The sequence below is a fragment of the Klebsiella michiganensis genome (genome assembly GCF_002925905.1).
GTDB lineage: Bacteria > Pseudomonadota > Gammaproteobacteria > Enterobacterales > Enterobacteriaceae > Klebsiella > Klebsiella michiganensis.
This window is the reverse complement of record NZ_PRDB01000015.1, coordinates 1-16,322: the sequence shown is the minus strand read 5'-3', so window position 1 is coordinate 16,322 and position 16,322 is coordinate 1. Positions and strand designations below refer to the sequence as shown.

Genomic DNA, 16,322 nt, shown 5'->3' with positions numbered 1-16,322 from the left:
ATTAAGACGAGATGAGCAAAGATGAAGAAAATTCCTTTACCAAAAGACTTTTTATGGGGTGGCGCCGTCGCCGCGCACCAGGTTGAAGGCGGCTGGAATAAAGACGGCAAAGGCCCGAGCATCTGCGACGTGCTTACCGGCGGCGCGCACGGCGTGCCGCGCGAGATAACCCAGCAGGTAGAGCCGGGCAAGTACTATCCGAACCACGAAGCCATCGATTTCCACGGCCGCTACAAAGAAGACATCAAGCTGTTCGCCGAGATGGGCTTCAAGTGCTTCCGCACCTCTATCGCCTGGACGCGCATCTTCCCGCTGGGCGACGAAAGCCAGCCGAATGAAGAAGGGCTGAAATTCTACGATGACATGTTCGATGAACTGCTGAAGTACAACATCGAACCGGTTATTACCCTCTCCCACTTTGAGATGCCGCTGCATCTGGTTCAGCAGTACGGCGGCTGGACCAACCGCAAAGTGGTCGATTTCTTTGTGCGCTTCGCCGAAGTGGTCTTCGAGCGCTATAAGCACAAAGTGAAATACTGGATGACCTTTAACGAGATCAACAACCAGCGTAACTGGCGCGCGCCGCTGTTTGGCTACTGCTGCTCCGGCGTGGTCTATACCGAGCATGAAAACCCGGAAGAGACCATGTACCAGGTGCTGCACCATCAGTTTGTCGCCAGCGCGCTGGCGGTGAAGGCAGCGCGTCAAATCAATCCGGAGATGCAGGTGGGCTGCATGCTGGCAATGGTCGCCCTCTATCCGTTCTCCTGCAAGCCGGAAGACGTGATGTTTGCCCAGGAATCAATGCGTGAACGCTACGTCTTTACCGACGTCCAGCTGCGCGGCTACTACCCGAGCTACGTCCTGAACGAATGGGAACGCCGCGGCTTCAATATCAACATGGAGGACGGCGATGCGCAAATCCTACGCGAAGGCACCTGCGCGTATCTCGGCTTCAGCTACTACATGACCAACGCGGTGAAAGCGGAAGGCGGCACCGGCGACGCGATCTCCGGCTTTGAAGGCAGCGTGCCCAACCCGCACGTCAAAGCCTCCGACTGGGGCTGGCAGATTGACCCGGTCGGCCTGCGCTATGCGCTGTGTGAACTGTATGAGCGCTACCAGAAGCCGCTGTTTATCGTCGAAAACGGCTTCGGCGCGTACGATAAAGTCGAAGAAGACGGCAGCATCAACGACGACTATCGCATCGACTATCTGCGCGCTCACGTCGAAGAGATGATCAAAGCGGTGACTTACGACGGCGTTGAGCTAATGGGCTATACCCCGTGGGGCTGCATCGACTGCGTCTCCTTCACGACCGGTCAATACAGCAAGCGCTACGGCTTTATCTACGTCAACAAACATGACGATGGTACCGGCGATATGTCCCGCTCGCGCAAGAAGAGCTTTAACTGGTACAAAGAGGTTATCGCCAGCAACGGCGAGAAACTGTAATCATCTTGCCCCTTTCCAGCCGGAAGGGGGAAAAACTTCCCACAAAACAGACACTTCTTTACAGCTTTAGCATTGCTAACCCACGCTCAGCCGATAAGATAAACCACATCAATCGTTGAGTCGCTGACGCTGACTTCGTGAATCAACGCCGCACGCTGCCGGCCTTTCCGGCGCATCACAATGTAGAAAAATGATGCTAAACGTCTTCAGACAGATCCTGATATGGCTGCTGATTGTCGCCGCCGTCAGCCTGGCGGTGGATTACCTGCGCAGGCCCGCGCTGCCGCAGAATTTCTCCAGCATGCCGCTGCAAACGCTTGATGGCCGAACGGTCGATCTGGCGGCAATGAGCCACGAGCGCCCTTTGCTGCTGTACGTCTGGGCCACCTGGTGCGGCGTTTGCCGCTATACCACCCCGTCGGTGGCCGCTTTAGCCAACGATGGCGGCAATGTGATGACGGTAGCGCTACGCTCCGGCGACAACGCCGCTCTGGCGCGATGGCTGGCGCATAAAAAAATGGCGCTGCCGACGCTCAATGACGCCAGCGGTCAGCTATCCCAACGGTGGGAGGTGCAGGTCACGCCGACCCTTATCGTTATCTCGCGCGGCGAGGTGAAGTCAGTCACCACCGGCTGGACCAGCGGCTGGGGGATGCGCCTGCGGCTGTGGCTGGCGTCGTAGCGCATTTCCCTGCTTGCGCTGCGCTTAGCAGGGCCAGGGATGGGGTGAGGTAAACAGATGTTGTATCCCGGGCAAGGCGTTAGCCGCCCCCCGGAAAACGAGTTGCCGATTATCTCCCGCCCGCCAGCTCCAGAAAGCTGCCGGTCACGTAGGAAGCCTTCTCACTCAGCAGCCAGACGATGGCCTGAGCCACCTCCTCCGGCTGCCCGCCGCGCCGCATGGGCAACATCGACTTCACGCGATCCACGCGCCCCGGTTCACCGCCGCTGGCGTGCATGTCGGTATAAATTAAGCCGGGGCGCACGCCGTTAACCCGAATCCCCTGCGCCGCCACCTCCAGCGACAGGCCGGTGGTCAGAGTATCAACCGCGCCCTTTGACGCGGCATAATCCACATACTCCCCCGGCGCCCCGAGGCGCGATGCCGCGGACGACACATTCACAATCGCCCCGCCCTTACCGCCGTGCTTGTGCGACATCCGCTTTACCGCCTCCCGGCAGCAGAGGAAGTAACCGGTCACGTTGGTGGCCAGCACCTGGTTAATCCGCTCCGCGCAAAGGCTTTCAATCGTCCCCTGGGTAAATAAAATGCCGGCGTTATTGACCAGCGCGGCGAGCGGTTCGCCGAGGCGATCGATAGCGGTAAACATCGCCATCACCTGCGCTTCATCGCTGACGTCCGCCCGTAGCGCAACGGCTTTGCCGCCGCTGGCGATAATTTCGTTCACCACGCCGGTCGCGGCAGCGCTATTTTGATGGTAATTCACCGCCACGGTATAGCCTTCCTGCGCCAGCAGCAGCGCCGTCGCTTTACCTATTCCCCGGCTGCCGCCCGTCACCAAAGCTATCGTCATGCCATTCTCCCAAAAAATAAAGGCGCCGCAGCGCCTTTAAAAGATAGTCTAATCAGCAGATTACTGGTATTCGCTCATCGGCACGCAGGAGCAGAACAGATTACGGTCGCCGTAAACATCGTCCAGACGCTTAACGGTCGGCCAGTACTTGTTGTTCAGCCCCGCCGGGAAGACCGCCAGTTCACGGGTGTACGGATGGTTCCACTCGCTCACCAGTTCACCCTGAGTATGCGGCGCGTTCACCAGCGGGTTATCCTCCAGCGGCCATTCACCGCCTTTCACGCGGTCGATCTCGCCGCGAATCGCCAGCATCGCATCGATAAAGCGGTCCAGCTCCACTTTGCTTTCCGATTCGGTCGGTTCCACCATCAGCGTGCCGGCAACCGGGAAGGACATGGTCGGAGCGTGGAAACCAAAATCAATCAGTCGCTTGGCAATATCCAGCTCGCTGATGCCGGTCTCTTCTTTCAGCGGACGAATATCCAGAATACATTCGTGCGCCACGCGACCGTCGCGGCCGGTATACAGCACCGGGAACGCGTCTTTCAGCCGGGTAGCGATGTAGTTGGCGTTCAGAATCGCCATCTGGCTCGCCTGTTTCAGCCCCTCTGCACCCATCATACGGATATACATCCAGCTGATCGGCAGAATGGAGGCGCTGCCGAACGGCGCGGCGGAAACCGCGCCCTGGCGGGTCAGCATGCCTTCAATTTGCACCACGCTGTGGCCCGGCACAAACGGCGCCAGATGCGATTTCACGCCGATCGGCCCCATACCCGGGCCGCCGCCGCCGTGCGGAATGCAGAAGGTTTTATGCAGGTTGAGGTGCGAGACGTCCGCGCCGATAAAGCCCGGAGAGGTAATGCCGACCTGGGCGTTCATGTTCGCGCCGTCAAGGTAAACCTGGCCGCCAAACTGATGCACCACTTCGCACACTTCGCGAATAGTCTCTTCATAAACGCCGTGGGTGGACGGATAGGTCACCATGATGCAGGAGAGGTTCGCCGCATGCTGCTCGGCTTTCGCCCGCAGATCCGCCAGATCGATGTTGCCATTTTTATCACAGGCGACCACCACCACCTGCATTCCCGCCATCTGCGCGGAAGCCGGGTTGGTGCCGTGCGCAGAGCTTGGGATCAGGCAGATATCGCGATGCCCTTCGTTGCGGCTCTCGTGGTAATGGCGAATCGCCAGCAGGCCCGCGTATTCGCCCTGCGCGCCGGAGTTCGGCTGCATGCAGACCGCATCATAGCCGGTCAGCTTAACCAGCCAGTCGGAGAGCTGGGCAATCATCTGATGATAGCCTTCAGCCTGATCAACCGGGCAGAACGGATGTAGTTCGGCGAATTCCGGCCAGGTGATCGGGATCATCTCCGCGGCAGCATTCAGCTTCATGGTGCAGGAGCCCAGCGGGATCATCGCCTGGTTCAGCGCCAGATCCTTACGCTCCAGCGCGTGCATATAGCGCATCATCTCGGTTTCGCTGTGGTAGCGGTTGAACACCGGATGAGTGAGGATCGCATCGTCACGCAGCATGCTGGCCGGGATCGAACGGCTGTCCAGGGCCACGTCTTTATCCAGCGTGTCGATATCCAGGCCGTGATCGTCGCCCACGATGGCGCGGAACAGGTTCAGGACGTCTTCGCGCGTGGTGGCTTCATCGAGCGTGATCCCGACGGCGTGATGAATATCGCTGCGCAGGTTGATCTGCAGCGCTTCCGCCCGCGCCAGCACAGCGGCTTTATCGGCGACGTCCACGCACAGGGTATCGAAGTAGTGCGCATGGCGGAGCTTAAGGCCTTTTTTCTGCAGGCCATCGGCGAGAATATCGGTCAGGCGATGAATACGGCTGGCGATACGCTTCAGCCCAGCCGGGCCGTGGAATACGGCGTACAGGCTGGCAATATTGGCCAGCAGCACCTGGGAGGTACAGATATTGGAGTTCGCTTTCTCGCGGCGAATATGCTGCTCGCGCGTCTGCATCGCCATGCGCAGCGCGGTATTACCCGCCGCATCTTTCGATACGCCGATAATACGGCCCGGCATGGAGCGTTTGAATTCATCTTTTGCGGCAAAAAACGCCGCGTGCGGGCCGCCGTAGCCCATCGGTACGCCGAAGCGCTGGGCGGAGCCAAACACAATGTCCGCGCCCTGCTTGCCCGGGGCAGTCAGCAGAACCAGGGCCATAAAATCGGCCGCGACGCTGACAATCACTTTGCGCGCTTTCAGGTCAGCTATCAGTTTGCTGTAATCGTGAACCTCGCCGGTGGTACCTACCTGCTGCAGCAGCACGCCAAAGACGTCCTGATGGTCGAGCGCTTTTTCCGCATCATCGACAATCACATCGAAACCAAAGGTTTCCGCGCGGGTGCGCACCACGTCCAGCGTCTGCGGATGAACGTCGGCGGCGACGAAGAAACGGTTGGCGTTTTTCAGTTTGCTTACGCGTTTGGCCATTGCCATCGCTTCCGCAGCGGCGGTGGCTTCGTCCAGCAGCGAGGCCGAGGCAATATCGAGCCCGGTCAGGTCGAGGGTCACCTGCTGGAAATTCAGCAGTGATTCCAGGCGACCCTGGGAAACCTCCGGCTGATAAGGCGTATAGGCGGTATACCAGCCCGGATTTTCCAGCATGTTGCGCTGAATCACCGGCGGCAGCTGCACGGCGGTGTAGCCCATGCCAATGTACGACTTGAAGCGCTTGTTACGACCGGCGATCGCCTTCAGTTCCGCCAGCGCGGCGAATTCCGTGGTTGCTTCGCCCACCTGCGGCGGCGTTGCCAGCTGGATATCCTGCGGCACAATCTGGCCAATCAGGGCGTTAAGCGAATCGGCGCCAACGGTTTTCAGCATCTCCTGCTGCTGCCGGGCATCCGGGCCGATGTGACGTTCAATAAAGGCGTCACGGTATTCAAGCTGGCCTAAAGTCTGGGTCATGAGCGATGGTTCCTGAACGTGCGGTGAATCGTGATTGTCTGACGGGTTTGCCCGGCGCGCACTGACGCTAACCGGGCCAGAAGACGCAAATCATTCGCGTTGCAGGAAGCCAACGCCCCTGCCACGTGAAGGATGAAGCGTATTTATTCGTCTTCTAACAGAGCTTCATATGCGGTCGCATCCAGCAGCGCGGCAACCTGAGCTTCATCGCTGGCTTTGATTTTAAAGATCCAGCCGCCGGCGTACGGCTCGCTGTTGACCAGCTCAGGGGAGTCGTTCAGCTCTTCATTGACGGCAACAATTTCGCCGCTAATCGGCGCGTAGATATCGGAAGCGGCTTTGACGGATTCGGCAACCGCGCAGTCGGCGCCCGCTTCTACGGCGGCGCCCACTTCCGGCAGGTCAACGAAAACCATATCGCCAAGCAGCTCCTGCGCGTGCTCGGTGATACCGACGGTATAGGTGCCGTCCGCTTCTTTACGCAGCCATTCGTGTTCTTTGCTGTATTTCAGTTCTGCTGGTACGTTGCTCATCAATTCATCTCCAAATGGGAAATCACACCACGGCTTTGCCGTTGCGTACAAAAACGGGTTTCGTCACTTTGACCGGCATTTCGCGATTGCGAATCTGCACCACGGCGGTTTCACCGATGCCTTCCGGTACGCGCGCTAAGGCAATACTGTAGCTCAGCGTCGGGGAGAAGGTGCCGCTGGTGATAATGCCTTCTTTCTGATTGCCATCGGCATCGCTGAAGCGCACCGGCAGGCCGCCGCGCAGAACGCCTTTCTCGGTCATCACCAGGCCGACCAGCTGTTCGGTGCCTTTTTCACGCTGGAGTTCCAGCGCTTCACGCCCGATAAAATCACGGTCAGCCGGTTCCCAGGCAATGGTCCAGCCCATGTTAGCCGCCAGCGGAGAGACGCCTTCGTCCATCTCCTGGCCATAAAGATTCATGCCCGCTTCCAGGCGCAGCGTATCGCGCGCGCCAAGGCCGCACGGCTTAACGCCCGCGTCCAGCAGGCCGCGCCAGAAATCCACCGCCTGCTCGTTCGGCAGCGCGATTTCATAACCCGCTTCACCGGTATAGCCGGTAGTCGCAATAAACAGATCGCCCGCCTGCACGCCAAAGAACGGCTTCATGCCTTCCACGGCCTGGCGCTGCGCGTCGGTAAACAGCGTTGCCGCTTTCTCTTTCGCCTTTGGACCCTGTACGGCGATCAGGGATAGATCGTCACGCACAGTTATCTCAAGACCATAGAATTCAGACTGCTGGGTGATCCAGGCGAGGTCTTTTTCACGGGTGGCGGAGTTAACAACGAGGCGGAAATAGTCTTCAGAAAGGAAATAAACAATCAGGTCATCAATGACGCCGCCGGAGGCGGTCAGCATGCCGCTATAGAGCGCTTTGCCCGGCACGGTGAGCTTCGCCACGTCGTTAGCCAGCAGATAGCGCAGGAACTCGCGGATTCGGCTGCCGTGAAAATCGACGATGGTCATGTGCGACACATCGAACATTCCGGCATCACCGCGCACCGCATGATGCTCATCGATCTGGGATCCGTAATGCAGCGGCATCATCCAGCCATGGAAATCCACCATGCGCGCGCCGCATAGCGTGTGTTGTTCAAACAACGGAGTCTGTTGAGCCATCTTTTCCTCATCGAATAAAACGGAACCAGCCACGATTTTCGGCGTTTTTGCGCCGCGAAAAACGCCGCCAGCATCGCTAAAGGACGCCGACGCAAACGTTCTCTTTGGCCTGAACTTACCACCGATATCCGCACTAAACCATAAGCCTGGTCAGGACATCACATTAGCTTATGACCAAAATCAGCCGCAGAGCCTACAGAGTTTTTATCTACAATAAAGCGATTCAATCCGCACAAAACCAAACTAATTAGTTAAAAAAGCAGCGCATGATGATATTTTCTGCGAAATGACGGGCCTAATTTCTATAACAAAAAAAAGGTAACATTAATAAAACTAATGCGAAAAACGAGGTGAAATTAGATTATTTCAAATGAGAGTGGATAACCCGGCGCGGCGGCCGGGTGAGAGAAGTGTGACGTACTTAACGTAACCAGGCGGGCAGGTCGTTGAGCCCCATCGCTTGACGGATAAGCTGTGGCTTCACGCCGGGCAATGTATCCGCCAGCTTAAGACCGATATCGCGCAGCAGCTTCTTCGCCGGATTGTGGCCGGAGAACATGTCGCGAAAGCCCTGCATCCCCGCCAGCATCAGCGCAGCGCTATGTTTACGGCTGCGTTCATAGCGACGCAGATACAGATGCTGGCCGATATCCTTGCCCTGCGCGTGCAGGCGCTTCAGTTCGTCGATCAGCTCGGCGGCATCCATAAAGCCAAGATTAACGCCCTGCCCCGCCAGCGGATGAATAGTATGGGCGGCATCGCCGACCAGCGCCAGACGATGGGCGGCAAACTGGCGCGCATAGCGGCCGGTGAGCGGGAAGACCTGGCGCTCGCTCTCCACGGCGCATAAGCCGAGGCGGTTATCGAAGGCAATATTCAGCGCCTGGTTAAAAGCGGCATCGTCCGCCTGCCGCATCCGCTCAGCCTCCTCGGGAGAGAGCGACCAGACAATTGAGCAGAGGTGCGGATCGCTCAGTGGCAGAAACGCCAGAATCCCTTCGCCGTGGAACGCCTGACGCGCCACCGCTTCGTGCGGTTCTTCGGTGCGAATAGTGGTAACCAGCGCATGATGGTGATAATCCCAGTAGGTGAGCGGGATATCGGCTTTATTGCGCAACCATGAATTGGCCCCATCGGCGCCAACCACCAGCCGGGCGGTTAACATCGTGCCGTCCTGCAGGCTAAGAAAGGCCTCGTTCTCCCCCCACGCAACCTGCTGCAGCTGCGCCGGAGCCAGCAGAGTGACGTCCGCGCAGCGCTGCGCTTTTTGCCACAGGGCGTGGTGAATCACGGCGTTTTCAATAATATGCCCAAGGTGGCTAAAGCCCATGCTCTGGTCATCAAAGCTGATGCGGCCAAAACTGTCTTTATCCCACACTTCCATACCGTGGTAGCAGCTGGCGCGCTGGGCGATAATATCCTGCCAGACGCCCAGTTTGCTCAGCAGCTTCTCGCTGGCGGCGTTAACCGCCGACACCCGCAGCGCCGGCGGCGCATCCGCGCTTAACGGCTGAGGCGCGGCCTGTTCCAGCACCGCAACGCGCAGCCCGCTGCCCTGCAAACCGCAGGCAACCGCCAGCCCCACCATTCCACCGCCAACAATAGCGACATCAACACTTTGCACGTTTCACTCCTTAACGGGGAACCCAACCGAGGGTACGCTGCGCCAGCGCATCGCGCGCCGGGGTAAATAATTCCATCGCCATCAGGCCGACGTTGCGCCCCACCACCAGCGGCGCCCAGCGATTGGCGAACAGATGCACCAGCCCATCGGTCACGCCGACGGTGGCGGCTTTATCTGCGGCGCGTCGGGTCTGATAGCGGCTCAGAAGCGGATAGCCGCCCGGATCCTCTCCTTCTGCCTGCGCCTGCGCCAGCATTTCCGCCAGGCTCATGACGTCGCGCAGACCGAGGTTAAATCCCTGCCCGGCAATAGGATGCAGCGTTTGCGCCGCGTTGCCGACCAGCGCCAGCCGATGCGCAACCGTGCGGCTGGCTCGGGTGAGCGAGAGCGGATACACGCTGCGCTTTCCGGCATGGACGATCCGGCCAAGACGCCAGCCGAATGCCTGCTGAAGCTCATGGCGGAAGCGTTCGTCCGACCAGCTCAGCACCTCTTCACGCCGCGACTGCGGATGACACCACACCAGCGAGCAGCGGCCCTGCGACATGGGCAGCATCGCCAGCGGGCCGTGTGGGGTAAAGCGTTCAAACGCGCGCCCGCTATGCGGCTGCGCGGTACTGACGTTGGCGATAATCGCCAGCTGTTCATAGGGTTCCTGCTGCCAGCTGATACCACAGCGGGCCCCCAGCGTCGAGCGCGAGCCGTCGGCGGCGACCAGCAGTTTACCGCTGAGGGTTTCGCCGTTGTCCAGAACCAGGCTTACGCTCTCTTCGCTGCGGCTGACATTTTCCACCTTTGCCGGGCAGTGCAGCGTCACGCCCGGCGCCTTGCGCAGCTGCGCAAACAGGCGCTGGCCGACATCGTGCAGCTCAACCACCTGGCCCAGCGCCGCCAGCCCATACTCCTCAGCCTCGAGCGTCACAAACCCCGCGTGGCCGCGATCGCTGACGTGAACGCGCTGAATGGCCGTGGCGCAGTCGGCTATCTCTTGCCAGATATCAACGCGAGCCAGCTGCTGGCAGGTGCCGGCAGCCAGAGCGATGGCGCGGGCGTCAAAGCCCGGATGCTGCGCGGAATCCGGCGCAGATGCTTCAACCAGATGCACCGGCAGCGTACCGCCGGTCAGGCGAGATATCGCTAGCGCCAGCGTCGCGCCGGTCATTCCTCCGCCGACGATCAGGACGCTCATAGCTGGCGCGCCGCCGCCATCAGCGCCTCGATATCGTCCGCTTTTTTCACTACGCCGGCGGTGAGGTTCTCATTACCGTCTTCGGTAATGACGATATCGTCTTCAATACGAATGCCGATGCCGCGGTACTGGGCCGGCACGTCGGCATCCGTCGCAATATACAGCCCCGGTTCAACGGTCAGCACCATTCCCGGCTCAAGAATACGCGAGCGGTCAACGTCATAGCTGCCGACATCATGCACGTCGAGCCCCAGCCAGTGGCTCAGGCCATGCATAAAGAAAGGACGATGGGCGTTATTGGCAATCAGCTCATCAATTTCACCTTTCAGGATCCCCAGACGCACGAGGCCGGTAATCATAATCCGCACCACCTGCTGGTTAACCTCTTTAATTGAGGTACCTGGGCGATAGAGCTTCAGCGAGGTTTCCAGAGATTCAAGGACGATATCGTAAATCTCGCGCTGGGCCGGGCTAAATTTGCCGTTAACCGGGAAAGTTCGGGTGATATCGCCCGCGTAGCCGCGGTATTCGCAGCCTGCGTCAATCAGCACCAGATCGCCGTCGCGCAGCTCGCACTCATTTTCGGTGTAGTGCAGGATGCAGCCATTTTCGCCGCCGCCCACGATGGTGTTATAAGAAGGAAAGCGCGCGCCGTGACGGTTGAATTCGTGAAGGATCTCGCCTTCCAGATGATATTCGAACATCCCGGGACGGCATTTTTCCATAGCGCGGGTGTGGGCCAGCGCGGAGATCTCCCCTGCGCGGCGCATGACCTCCAGCTCTTCTGCCGATTTAAACAGGCGCATCTCATGCACCATCGGCCGCCAGTCAATGACCGAGCCTGGCGCCTGCAGATTCTGCCGTACGCCTTTGCGCAGTTTTTCCAGCGCGTTAAACACGATGTCGTCGGCGTAGGCATATTCGCCCTGCGCAAAGTAGATAGCGTCGAGGCCGTTAAGGAGCTGGAACAGCTGCTGATTGATTTCACTAAATGCCAGCGCGCGATCGACGCCCAGCTTCGCGGGGGCAGCTTCCTGCCCGAGGCGGCGGCCAAACCAGATTTCAGCGGTCAGATCGCGCACGCGGTTAAACAACACGCTGTGGTTGTGCGTCTCATCGCTTTTAATCAATACCAACAGCGCTTCTGGCTCATTAAAGCCGGTGAAGTACCAAAAATCGCTGCTCTGCCGGTAGGGATATTCTGAATCTGCGCTGCGTACCGCTTCCGGCGCTGCGAAAATGAGCGCTGCGCTGCCCGGCTGCATCTGCGCCAGTAGAGCCTGGCGACGAGAGAGAAATTCCTGCTGAGTCATGACGCCCCCTGAACGATTTAATGAATGATTAGTGTAGCGTCGGCTTTTGAACTTCCGGCGCAGTAGGTTTCTGAAGAGAGAAGGTGTCGTGGCACAGCAGCGCAGCAACGCGTACGTATTCGATAATCTCCTCCAGAGACATTTCGAGCTCTTCCTGATCCTCGTCTTCGTCATACCCGAGCTGAGCAATATTGCGCAGATCGTCGATGGCTTCACCCGTTTCGTCTTTGACTTTATCCAGCTTAGGCTGCGTCACGCCCAGCCCAAGCAGAAAATGGTTCACCCAACCCGCGAGCGCATCGGCGCGATCGAACACGCTCACCTCGTCGCCATCCGGCAGGTAGAGCTGGAATAAGAAACCGTCATCCTCCAGCGAATCGCTGGTGGCGGAATGCATGTTACGCAGCGCCTGCGCCAGCTCGTGACCAAAAGCCAGGCCTTCGTTAGTCAGATCGTGCACCAACGGCTGCCAGCTGCTGTCTTTGTTGCCGCCGCACAGGATCCCGCTAATCAAACCGTGCATTTCGGCAGGGGTTAATCCTACCCCTTGTTGGTTCAGTAACTGGTCTACAGCGTTGTAGCCAGGCATTTCGTTCTGTATAGACATGCGCATTCGTCATCGTTGGGAGGAATATTCATGATATGCTACCACTTTGGACCCTGGTGAACCAGAATAGGGCTTGTATCTTAAAACCAGGGTAGCTATAGTGTCGCCCCTTCGCAGACCCTCCCAGGGCGTGAAGGCCGCGCAGTCAATCAGCAGGAAGGTGGCATGTCTGCACAACCCGTAGATCTCCAAATTTTTGGCCGTTCACTACGAGTGAATTGCCCGCCTGAACAAAGGGATGCCTTAAACCAGGCAGCTGACGACCTGAATCAGCGGTTGCAAGATTTAAAAGAACGCACTAGAGTCACAAATACTGAGCAGCTGGTCTTCATCGCCGCGTTGAACATCAGCTATGAGTTGACTCAGGAAAAAGCGAAAACCCGCGACTACGCCGCCAGCATGGAGCAGCGTATTCGGATGCTTCAGCAGACCATCGAACAAGCATTGCTTGAGCAAGGTCGCATAAGCGAAAGACCCGGGCAGAAGTTTGAATAACACTTTGCATTTAACTGTGTTAGAGTAATCGCAAGAACAAAATTTCTCTGAGATGTTTGCAAGCGGGCCAGTCCCCTGAGCCGATATTTCATACCACAAGAATGTGGCGCTCCACGGTTGGTGAGCATGCTCGGCCCGTCCGAGAAGCCTTAAAACTGTGACGACACATTCACCTTGAACCAAGGGTTCAAGGGTTACAGCCTGCGGCGGCATCTCGGAGATTCCCTTCTTTTTCGTTTCATCCCCCCTAAGTTAATTTTCGGCTTTTGCCGTCGTGTATTAGACTACGCCTGTTGGTATCGTTTGCTCACCGATGAGACTCAGGTATGACCCTATTGTCAGATATCCCCTTTACCAGGCAGCAAATTCGTCAGCAGATCCGCCAGCGCCGACGCGCGTTAACACCGGAGCAGCAAACCCAGTTCGCCCTCCATGCGGCGGACAGAATGATGGCGTATCCGCCGGTTCTGCTCGCGCAGACGGTCGCGGTATTTCTTTCGTTTGATGGCGAGCTGGATACGCGGCCGCTGATTGATCAGCTCTGGCGGGCAGGCAAACGGGTCTATCTCCCCGTGCTTCATCCGTTCAGCCCCGGCAATCTTCTGTTTCTGCACTACCACCCAAGCAGCGATCTGGTGGTGAATCGTCTGAACATCCGCGAACCGAAGCTCGACTTGCGCGATGTCCTCCCGCTTAGCCAGCTGGATGTACTGGTAACGCCGCTGGTCGCGTTTGATGCCGCCGGACAGCGCCTGGGTATGGGCGGCGGATTTTACGACCGGACGCTGCAAAACTGGCGGCAGCATCGCCTGCAGCCGGTCGGCTACGCGCATGATTGCCAGCAGGTTGACGCGCTGCCGACGGAGCAGTGGGATATCCCGCTGCCAGCGGTCATCACGCCGTCAAAAACCTGGCTCTGGTAAAACGCCCGAACAATTGACATTGCTGTTTTTTTCACCTAAATTCCTGGGTAAAGGGTGAGGGAGGCGAACCTCCCTCCTGCATTCTCTCTGTTAATATGCTGGCCAGGCGATGATTAACAGGATAAGCAGCATGATGAAGAGTCTCATCATCGTCCCTTTCCTTTTAGAGCCCCTGCCTCGGTAGGGGCTTTCCCGTTTCAGCCCCACGCTGAGTCTTTATCGTAAATCCCTTTCTTTCAGGCACAACGACATCCGACGGTTTTAATCGCCGTTTGCGGCAAGCTTCGCAAAGCGTTTGGGTGGCGACGGGAAATTGCAGAAGGGTCTATCAGGAGAAAAGGGGCAGGTCGATGACCTGCCCGCTGGCATAAAAGGAGTTAGAACAGCAGACGGGCGCGGATGGTACCAGGAATAGCCTTCATCGCCTGCAGCGCGCTCTGGGCGACATCTTCTTCGGCTTCGATATCAATGACCACGTAGCCCATTTGCGGAGTGGTCTGCAGATACTGCGCCGCGATGTTAATGCCCTGCGCGGCGAAAATCTGGTTAATCGCGGTCAGAACGCCCGGACGGTTTTCATGGATATGCAGCAGACGGCGCCCGCCGTGCAGCGGCAGCGACACTTCCGGGAAGTTAACCGCCGAGAGCGTAGAACCGTTATCGGAGTATTTCGCCAGCTTGCCCGCCACTTCCAGACCGATGTTTTCCTGCGCTTCCTGAGTTGAGCCGCCAATGTGCGGGGTCAGGATAACGTTGTCGAACTCACAGAGCGGAGAGTTGAACGGATCGCTGTTGGTCGCCGGCTCGGTCGGGAAGACGTCGATCGCCGCGCCCGCCAGGTGCTTGCTCGCCAGCGCATCGCACAGCGCCGGGATATCCACCACGGTGCCGCGAGAGGCGTTGATCAGCAGCGCGCCGGGTTTCATCAGCGCCAGCTCTTCCGCGCCAATCATGTTCTTCGTAGAGGCGTTTTCCGGCACGTGCAGGCTCACCACATCGCTCATGTTCAACAAATCAGAAAGATGCTGGACCTGAGTCGCGTTACCTAACGGCAGCTTGCTTTCAATATCGTAGAAATAGACATGCATCCCCAGCGATTCGGCCAGAATACCCAGCTGCGTGCCGATATGACCATAGCCGATAATACCCAGCTTTTTGCCGCGCGCTTCAAAGCTGCCGACCGCCAGCTTGTTCCATACGCCGCGGTGCGCTTTGGCATTTGCCGCCGGTACGCCGCGGAGCATAAGCAGTAGTTCGCCGATCACCAGTTCAGCAACGGAACGGGTATTGGAGAACGGGGCGTTAAACACCGGGATACCGCGTTTCGCCGCCGCGTTTAAATCAACCTGATTGGTACCGATACAGAAGCAGCCAACCGCGACCAGCTTCTCCGCCGCCGCGAAGATCTCTTCAGTCAGATGAGTACGGGAACGCAGGCCGATGAAATGGGCATCACGGATGGACGCTTTCAGCTCTTCGCTATCCAGCGCGCCTTTATGAAATTCGATATTGGTGTAGCCCGCTGCGCGAAGGCTGTCCACCGCTTTTTGGTGCACACCTTCAACCAGCAGAAATTTAATCTTGTCTTTTTCCAGTGATACCTTAGCCATTTCCCCGTCCTGTTTTTGTCTTAACTGATGTCGTGCGGAACGAAAGTTCTTCTCAGCAACATATCAAAAAAAACTATTGCGGCAATATGAACGTTTGCGTCGGCAACCTGAAGAAATATCAATCAGCGGGAAATAGCAGGACAAAACACCAGAAAGTAAAAGAAAGGTAGATTGTTACTAAGACAAGGCGCATAAATGTGACAGAAGTCACCAAAATAGGCCTGGAGAAAAAATATTTGCGAGGGAGCGATTCGCTCCCTCGGATCAGACTATTTAGTGATAGTTTTTACACCATCAGCGGTGCCAATCAGCGCAACGTCCGCACCGCGATTCGCAAACAGGCCAACGGTCACGACGCCCGGAATACCGTTAATGGTATTTTCCAGCGCAATAGCGTCCAGAATTTCCAGACCAAACACATCGAGGATCACGTTGCCGTTATCGGTCACGACGCCCTGACGATACTCCGGACGGCCGCCCAGCTTAACCAGCTGACGCGCCACGGCGCTACGCGCCATCGGGATCACCTCCACCGGCAGCGGGAATTTACCCAGAATATCCACCTGCTTGGAAGCATCGGCGATACAGATAAATTTGTCGGCGACCGAAGCGATAATTTTCTCACGCGTCAGCGCTGCGCCACCGCCCTTGATCATCTGCATATGGCCGTTGATTTCATCTGCGCCGTCCACGTAAATACCAAGACGATCAACGCTGTTCAGATCAAAAACCGTGATACCGAGGCTTTTCAGTTTTTCAGTAGAGGCATCAGAGCTGGAAACCGCCCCTTCTATTTGCCCTTTCATGGTACCCAGCGCATCGATAAAGTGCGCCGCCGTCGAGCCCGTACCGACCCCAACGATAGTGCCCGGTTGTACATACTGCAGTGCCGCCCAGCCTACCGCTTTTTTCAGTTCATCTTGCGTCATGATTATGGTCCGAGATGTGAATTCCTGAGGCGCATTATAGAACATCAGGGGGGTCATT

14 protein-coding genes and 1 other RNA gene are annotated in these 16,322 nt (G+C 57.7%); 5 read left to right on the top strand and 10 right to left on the bottom strand.

What is annotated here, in order from left to right:
• The first annotated feature begins 21 nt into the window (after positions 1–21).
• Both bglA and CDA56_RS24220 read left to right on the top strand, forming a co-directional pair.
• Positions 22–1,455, top strand: a complete 1,434-nt coding sequence (bglA, locus tag CDA56_RS24225; protein WP_025105966.1) for a 6-phospho-beta-glucosidase BglA — start codon at positions 22–24, stop codon at positions 1,453–1,455.
• A gap of 190 nt (positions 1,456–1,645) precedes the next feature.
• Positions 1,646–2,137 carry a protein disulfide oxidoreductase gene (locus CDA56_RS24220; RefSeq protein WP_103813950.1) on the top strand — a complete coding sequence of 164 codons (492 nt, stop codon included), beginning with the start codon at positions 1,646–1,648 and terminating at the stop codon, positions 2,135–2,137.
• Between the two features lie 109 nt (positions 2,138–2,246).
• On the opposite strand, the gene CDA56_RS24215 is transcribed toward CDA56_RS24220, so the two are convergent.
• The 8 genes from CDA56_RS24215 to CDA56_RS24175 all read right to left on the bottom strand — a co-directional run bounded on the left by CDA56_RS24215 (position 2,247) and on the right by CDA56_RS24175 (position 12,307).
• A complete protein-coding gene (locus tag CDA56_RS24215) occupies positions 2,247–2,990 on the bottom strand; it encodes an SDR family oxidoreductase (protein ID WP_103813952.1) in 744 nt (247 codons plus the stop codon).
• A gap of 60 nt (positions 2,991–3,050) precedes the next feature.
• Positions 3,051–5,924, bottom strand: a complete 2,874-nt coding sequence (gcvP, locus tag CDA56_RS24210) for an aminomethyl-transferring glycine dehydrogenase (protein WP_102803243.1) — start codon at positions 5,922–5,924, stop codon at positions 3,051–3,053.
• Positions 5,925–6,067: 143 nt separating this feature from the next.
• The gene (gene gcvH / locus CDA56_RS24205; RefSeq protein ID WP_004854088.1) at positions 6,068–6,457 is read right to left on the bottom strand and encodes a glycine cleavage system protein GcvH; all 390 of its coding nucleotides are present in this window, start codon (positions 6,455–6,457) and stop codon (positions 6,068–6,070) included.
• A 22-nt stretch (positions 6,458–6,479) separates the two neighbouring features.
• On the bottom strand, positions 6,480–7,574 hold the full coding sequence (gene gcvT, locus CDA56_RS24200; RefSeq protein WP_102803244.1) for a glycine cleavage system aminomethyltransferase GcvT: 1,095 nt from the start codon (positions 7,572–7,574) through the stop codon (positions 6,480–6,482).
• Between the two features lie 421 nt (positions 7,575–7,995).
• Positions 7,996–9,198, bottom strand: a complete 1,203-nt coding sequence (gene ubiI / locus CDA56_RS24190) for an FAD-dependent 2-octaprenylphenol hydroxylase (RefSeq protein WP_103813954.1) — start codon at positions 9,196–9,198, stop codon at positions 7,996–7,998.
• A gap of 10 nt (positions 9,199–9,208) precedes the next feature.
• The gene (gene ubiH, locus CDA56_RS24185) at positions 9,209–10,387 is read right to left on the bottom strand and encodes a 2-octaprenyl-6-methoxyphenyl hydroxylase (protein ID WP_049083217.1); all 1,179 of its coding nucleotides are present in this window, start codon (positions 10,385–10,387) and stop codon (positions 9,209–9,211) included.
• Positions 10,384–11,700, bottom strand: coding sequence for a Xaa-Pro aminopeptidase (gene pepP / locus CDA56_RS24180; protein ID WP_014226807.1), 1,317 nt, complete (start codon positions 11,698–11,700; stop codon positions 10,384–10,386). The genes ubiH and pepP overlap by 4 nt, the downstream gene beginning before the upstream one ends.
• 28 nt (positions 11,701–11,728) lie before the next feature.
• The gene (locus CDA56_RS24175; RefSeq protein WP_004133578.1) at positions 11,729–12,307 is read right to left on the bottom strand and encodes a YecA/YgfB family protein; all 579 of its coding nucleotides are present in this window, start codon (positions 12,305–12,307) and stop codon (positions 11,729–11,731) included.
• A 165-nt stretch (positions 12,308–12,472) separates the two neighbouring features.
• On the opposite strand from CDA56_RS24175, the gene zapA reads away from it, so the two are divergent.
• The 3 genes from zapA (at position 12,473) to CDA56_RS24160 (ending at position 13,725) form a co-directional block, all read left to right on the top strand.
• Complete coding sequence (zapA, locus tag CDA56_RS24170; RefSeq protein ID WP_004105598.1) at positions 12,473–12,802, top strand: cell division protein ZapA; 330 nt, start codon at positions 12,473–12,475, stop codon at positions 12,800–12,802.
• Positions 12,803–12,843: 41 nt separating this feature from the next.
• Positions 12,844–13,027: non-coding RNA, 6S RNA (ssrS, locus tag CDA56_RS24165), on the top strand.
• A 101-nt stretch (positions 13,028–13,128) separates the two neighbouring features.
• A complete protein-coding gene (locus CDA56_RS24160) occupies positions 13,129–13,725 on the top strand; it encodes a 5-formyltetrahydrofolate cyclo-ligase (RefSeq protein ID WP_103813956.1) in 597 nt (198 codons plus the stop codon).
• Positions 13,726–14,102: 377 nt separating this feature from the next.
• On the opposite strand, the gene serA is transcribed toward CDA56_RS24160, so the two are convergent.
• Positions 14,103–15,335: a phosphoglycerate dehydrogenase gene (gene serA, locus CDA56_RS24155; protein WP_004115297.1), complete on the bottom strand. Its 1,233-nt coding sequence runs from the start codon at positions 15,333–15,335 to the stop codon at positions 14,103–14,105.
• Between the two features lie 269 nt (positions 15,336–15,604).
• Complete coding sequence (rpiA, locus tag CDA56_RS24150) at positions 15,605–16,264, bottom strand: ribose-5-phosphate isomerase RpiA (RefSeq protein ID WP_004125006.1); 660 nt, start codon at positions 16,262–16,264, stop codon at positions 15,605–15,607.
• Positions 16,265–16,322: the final 58 nt, after the last annotated feature.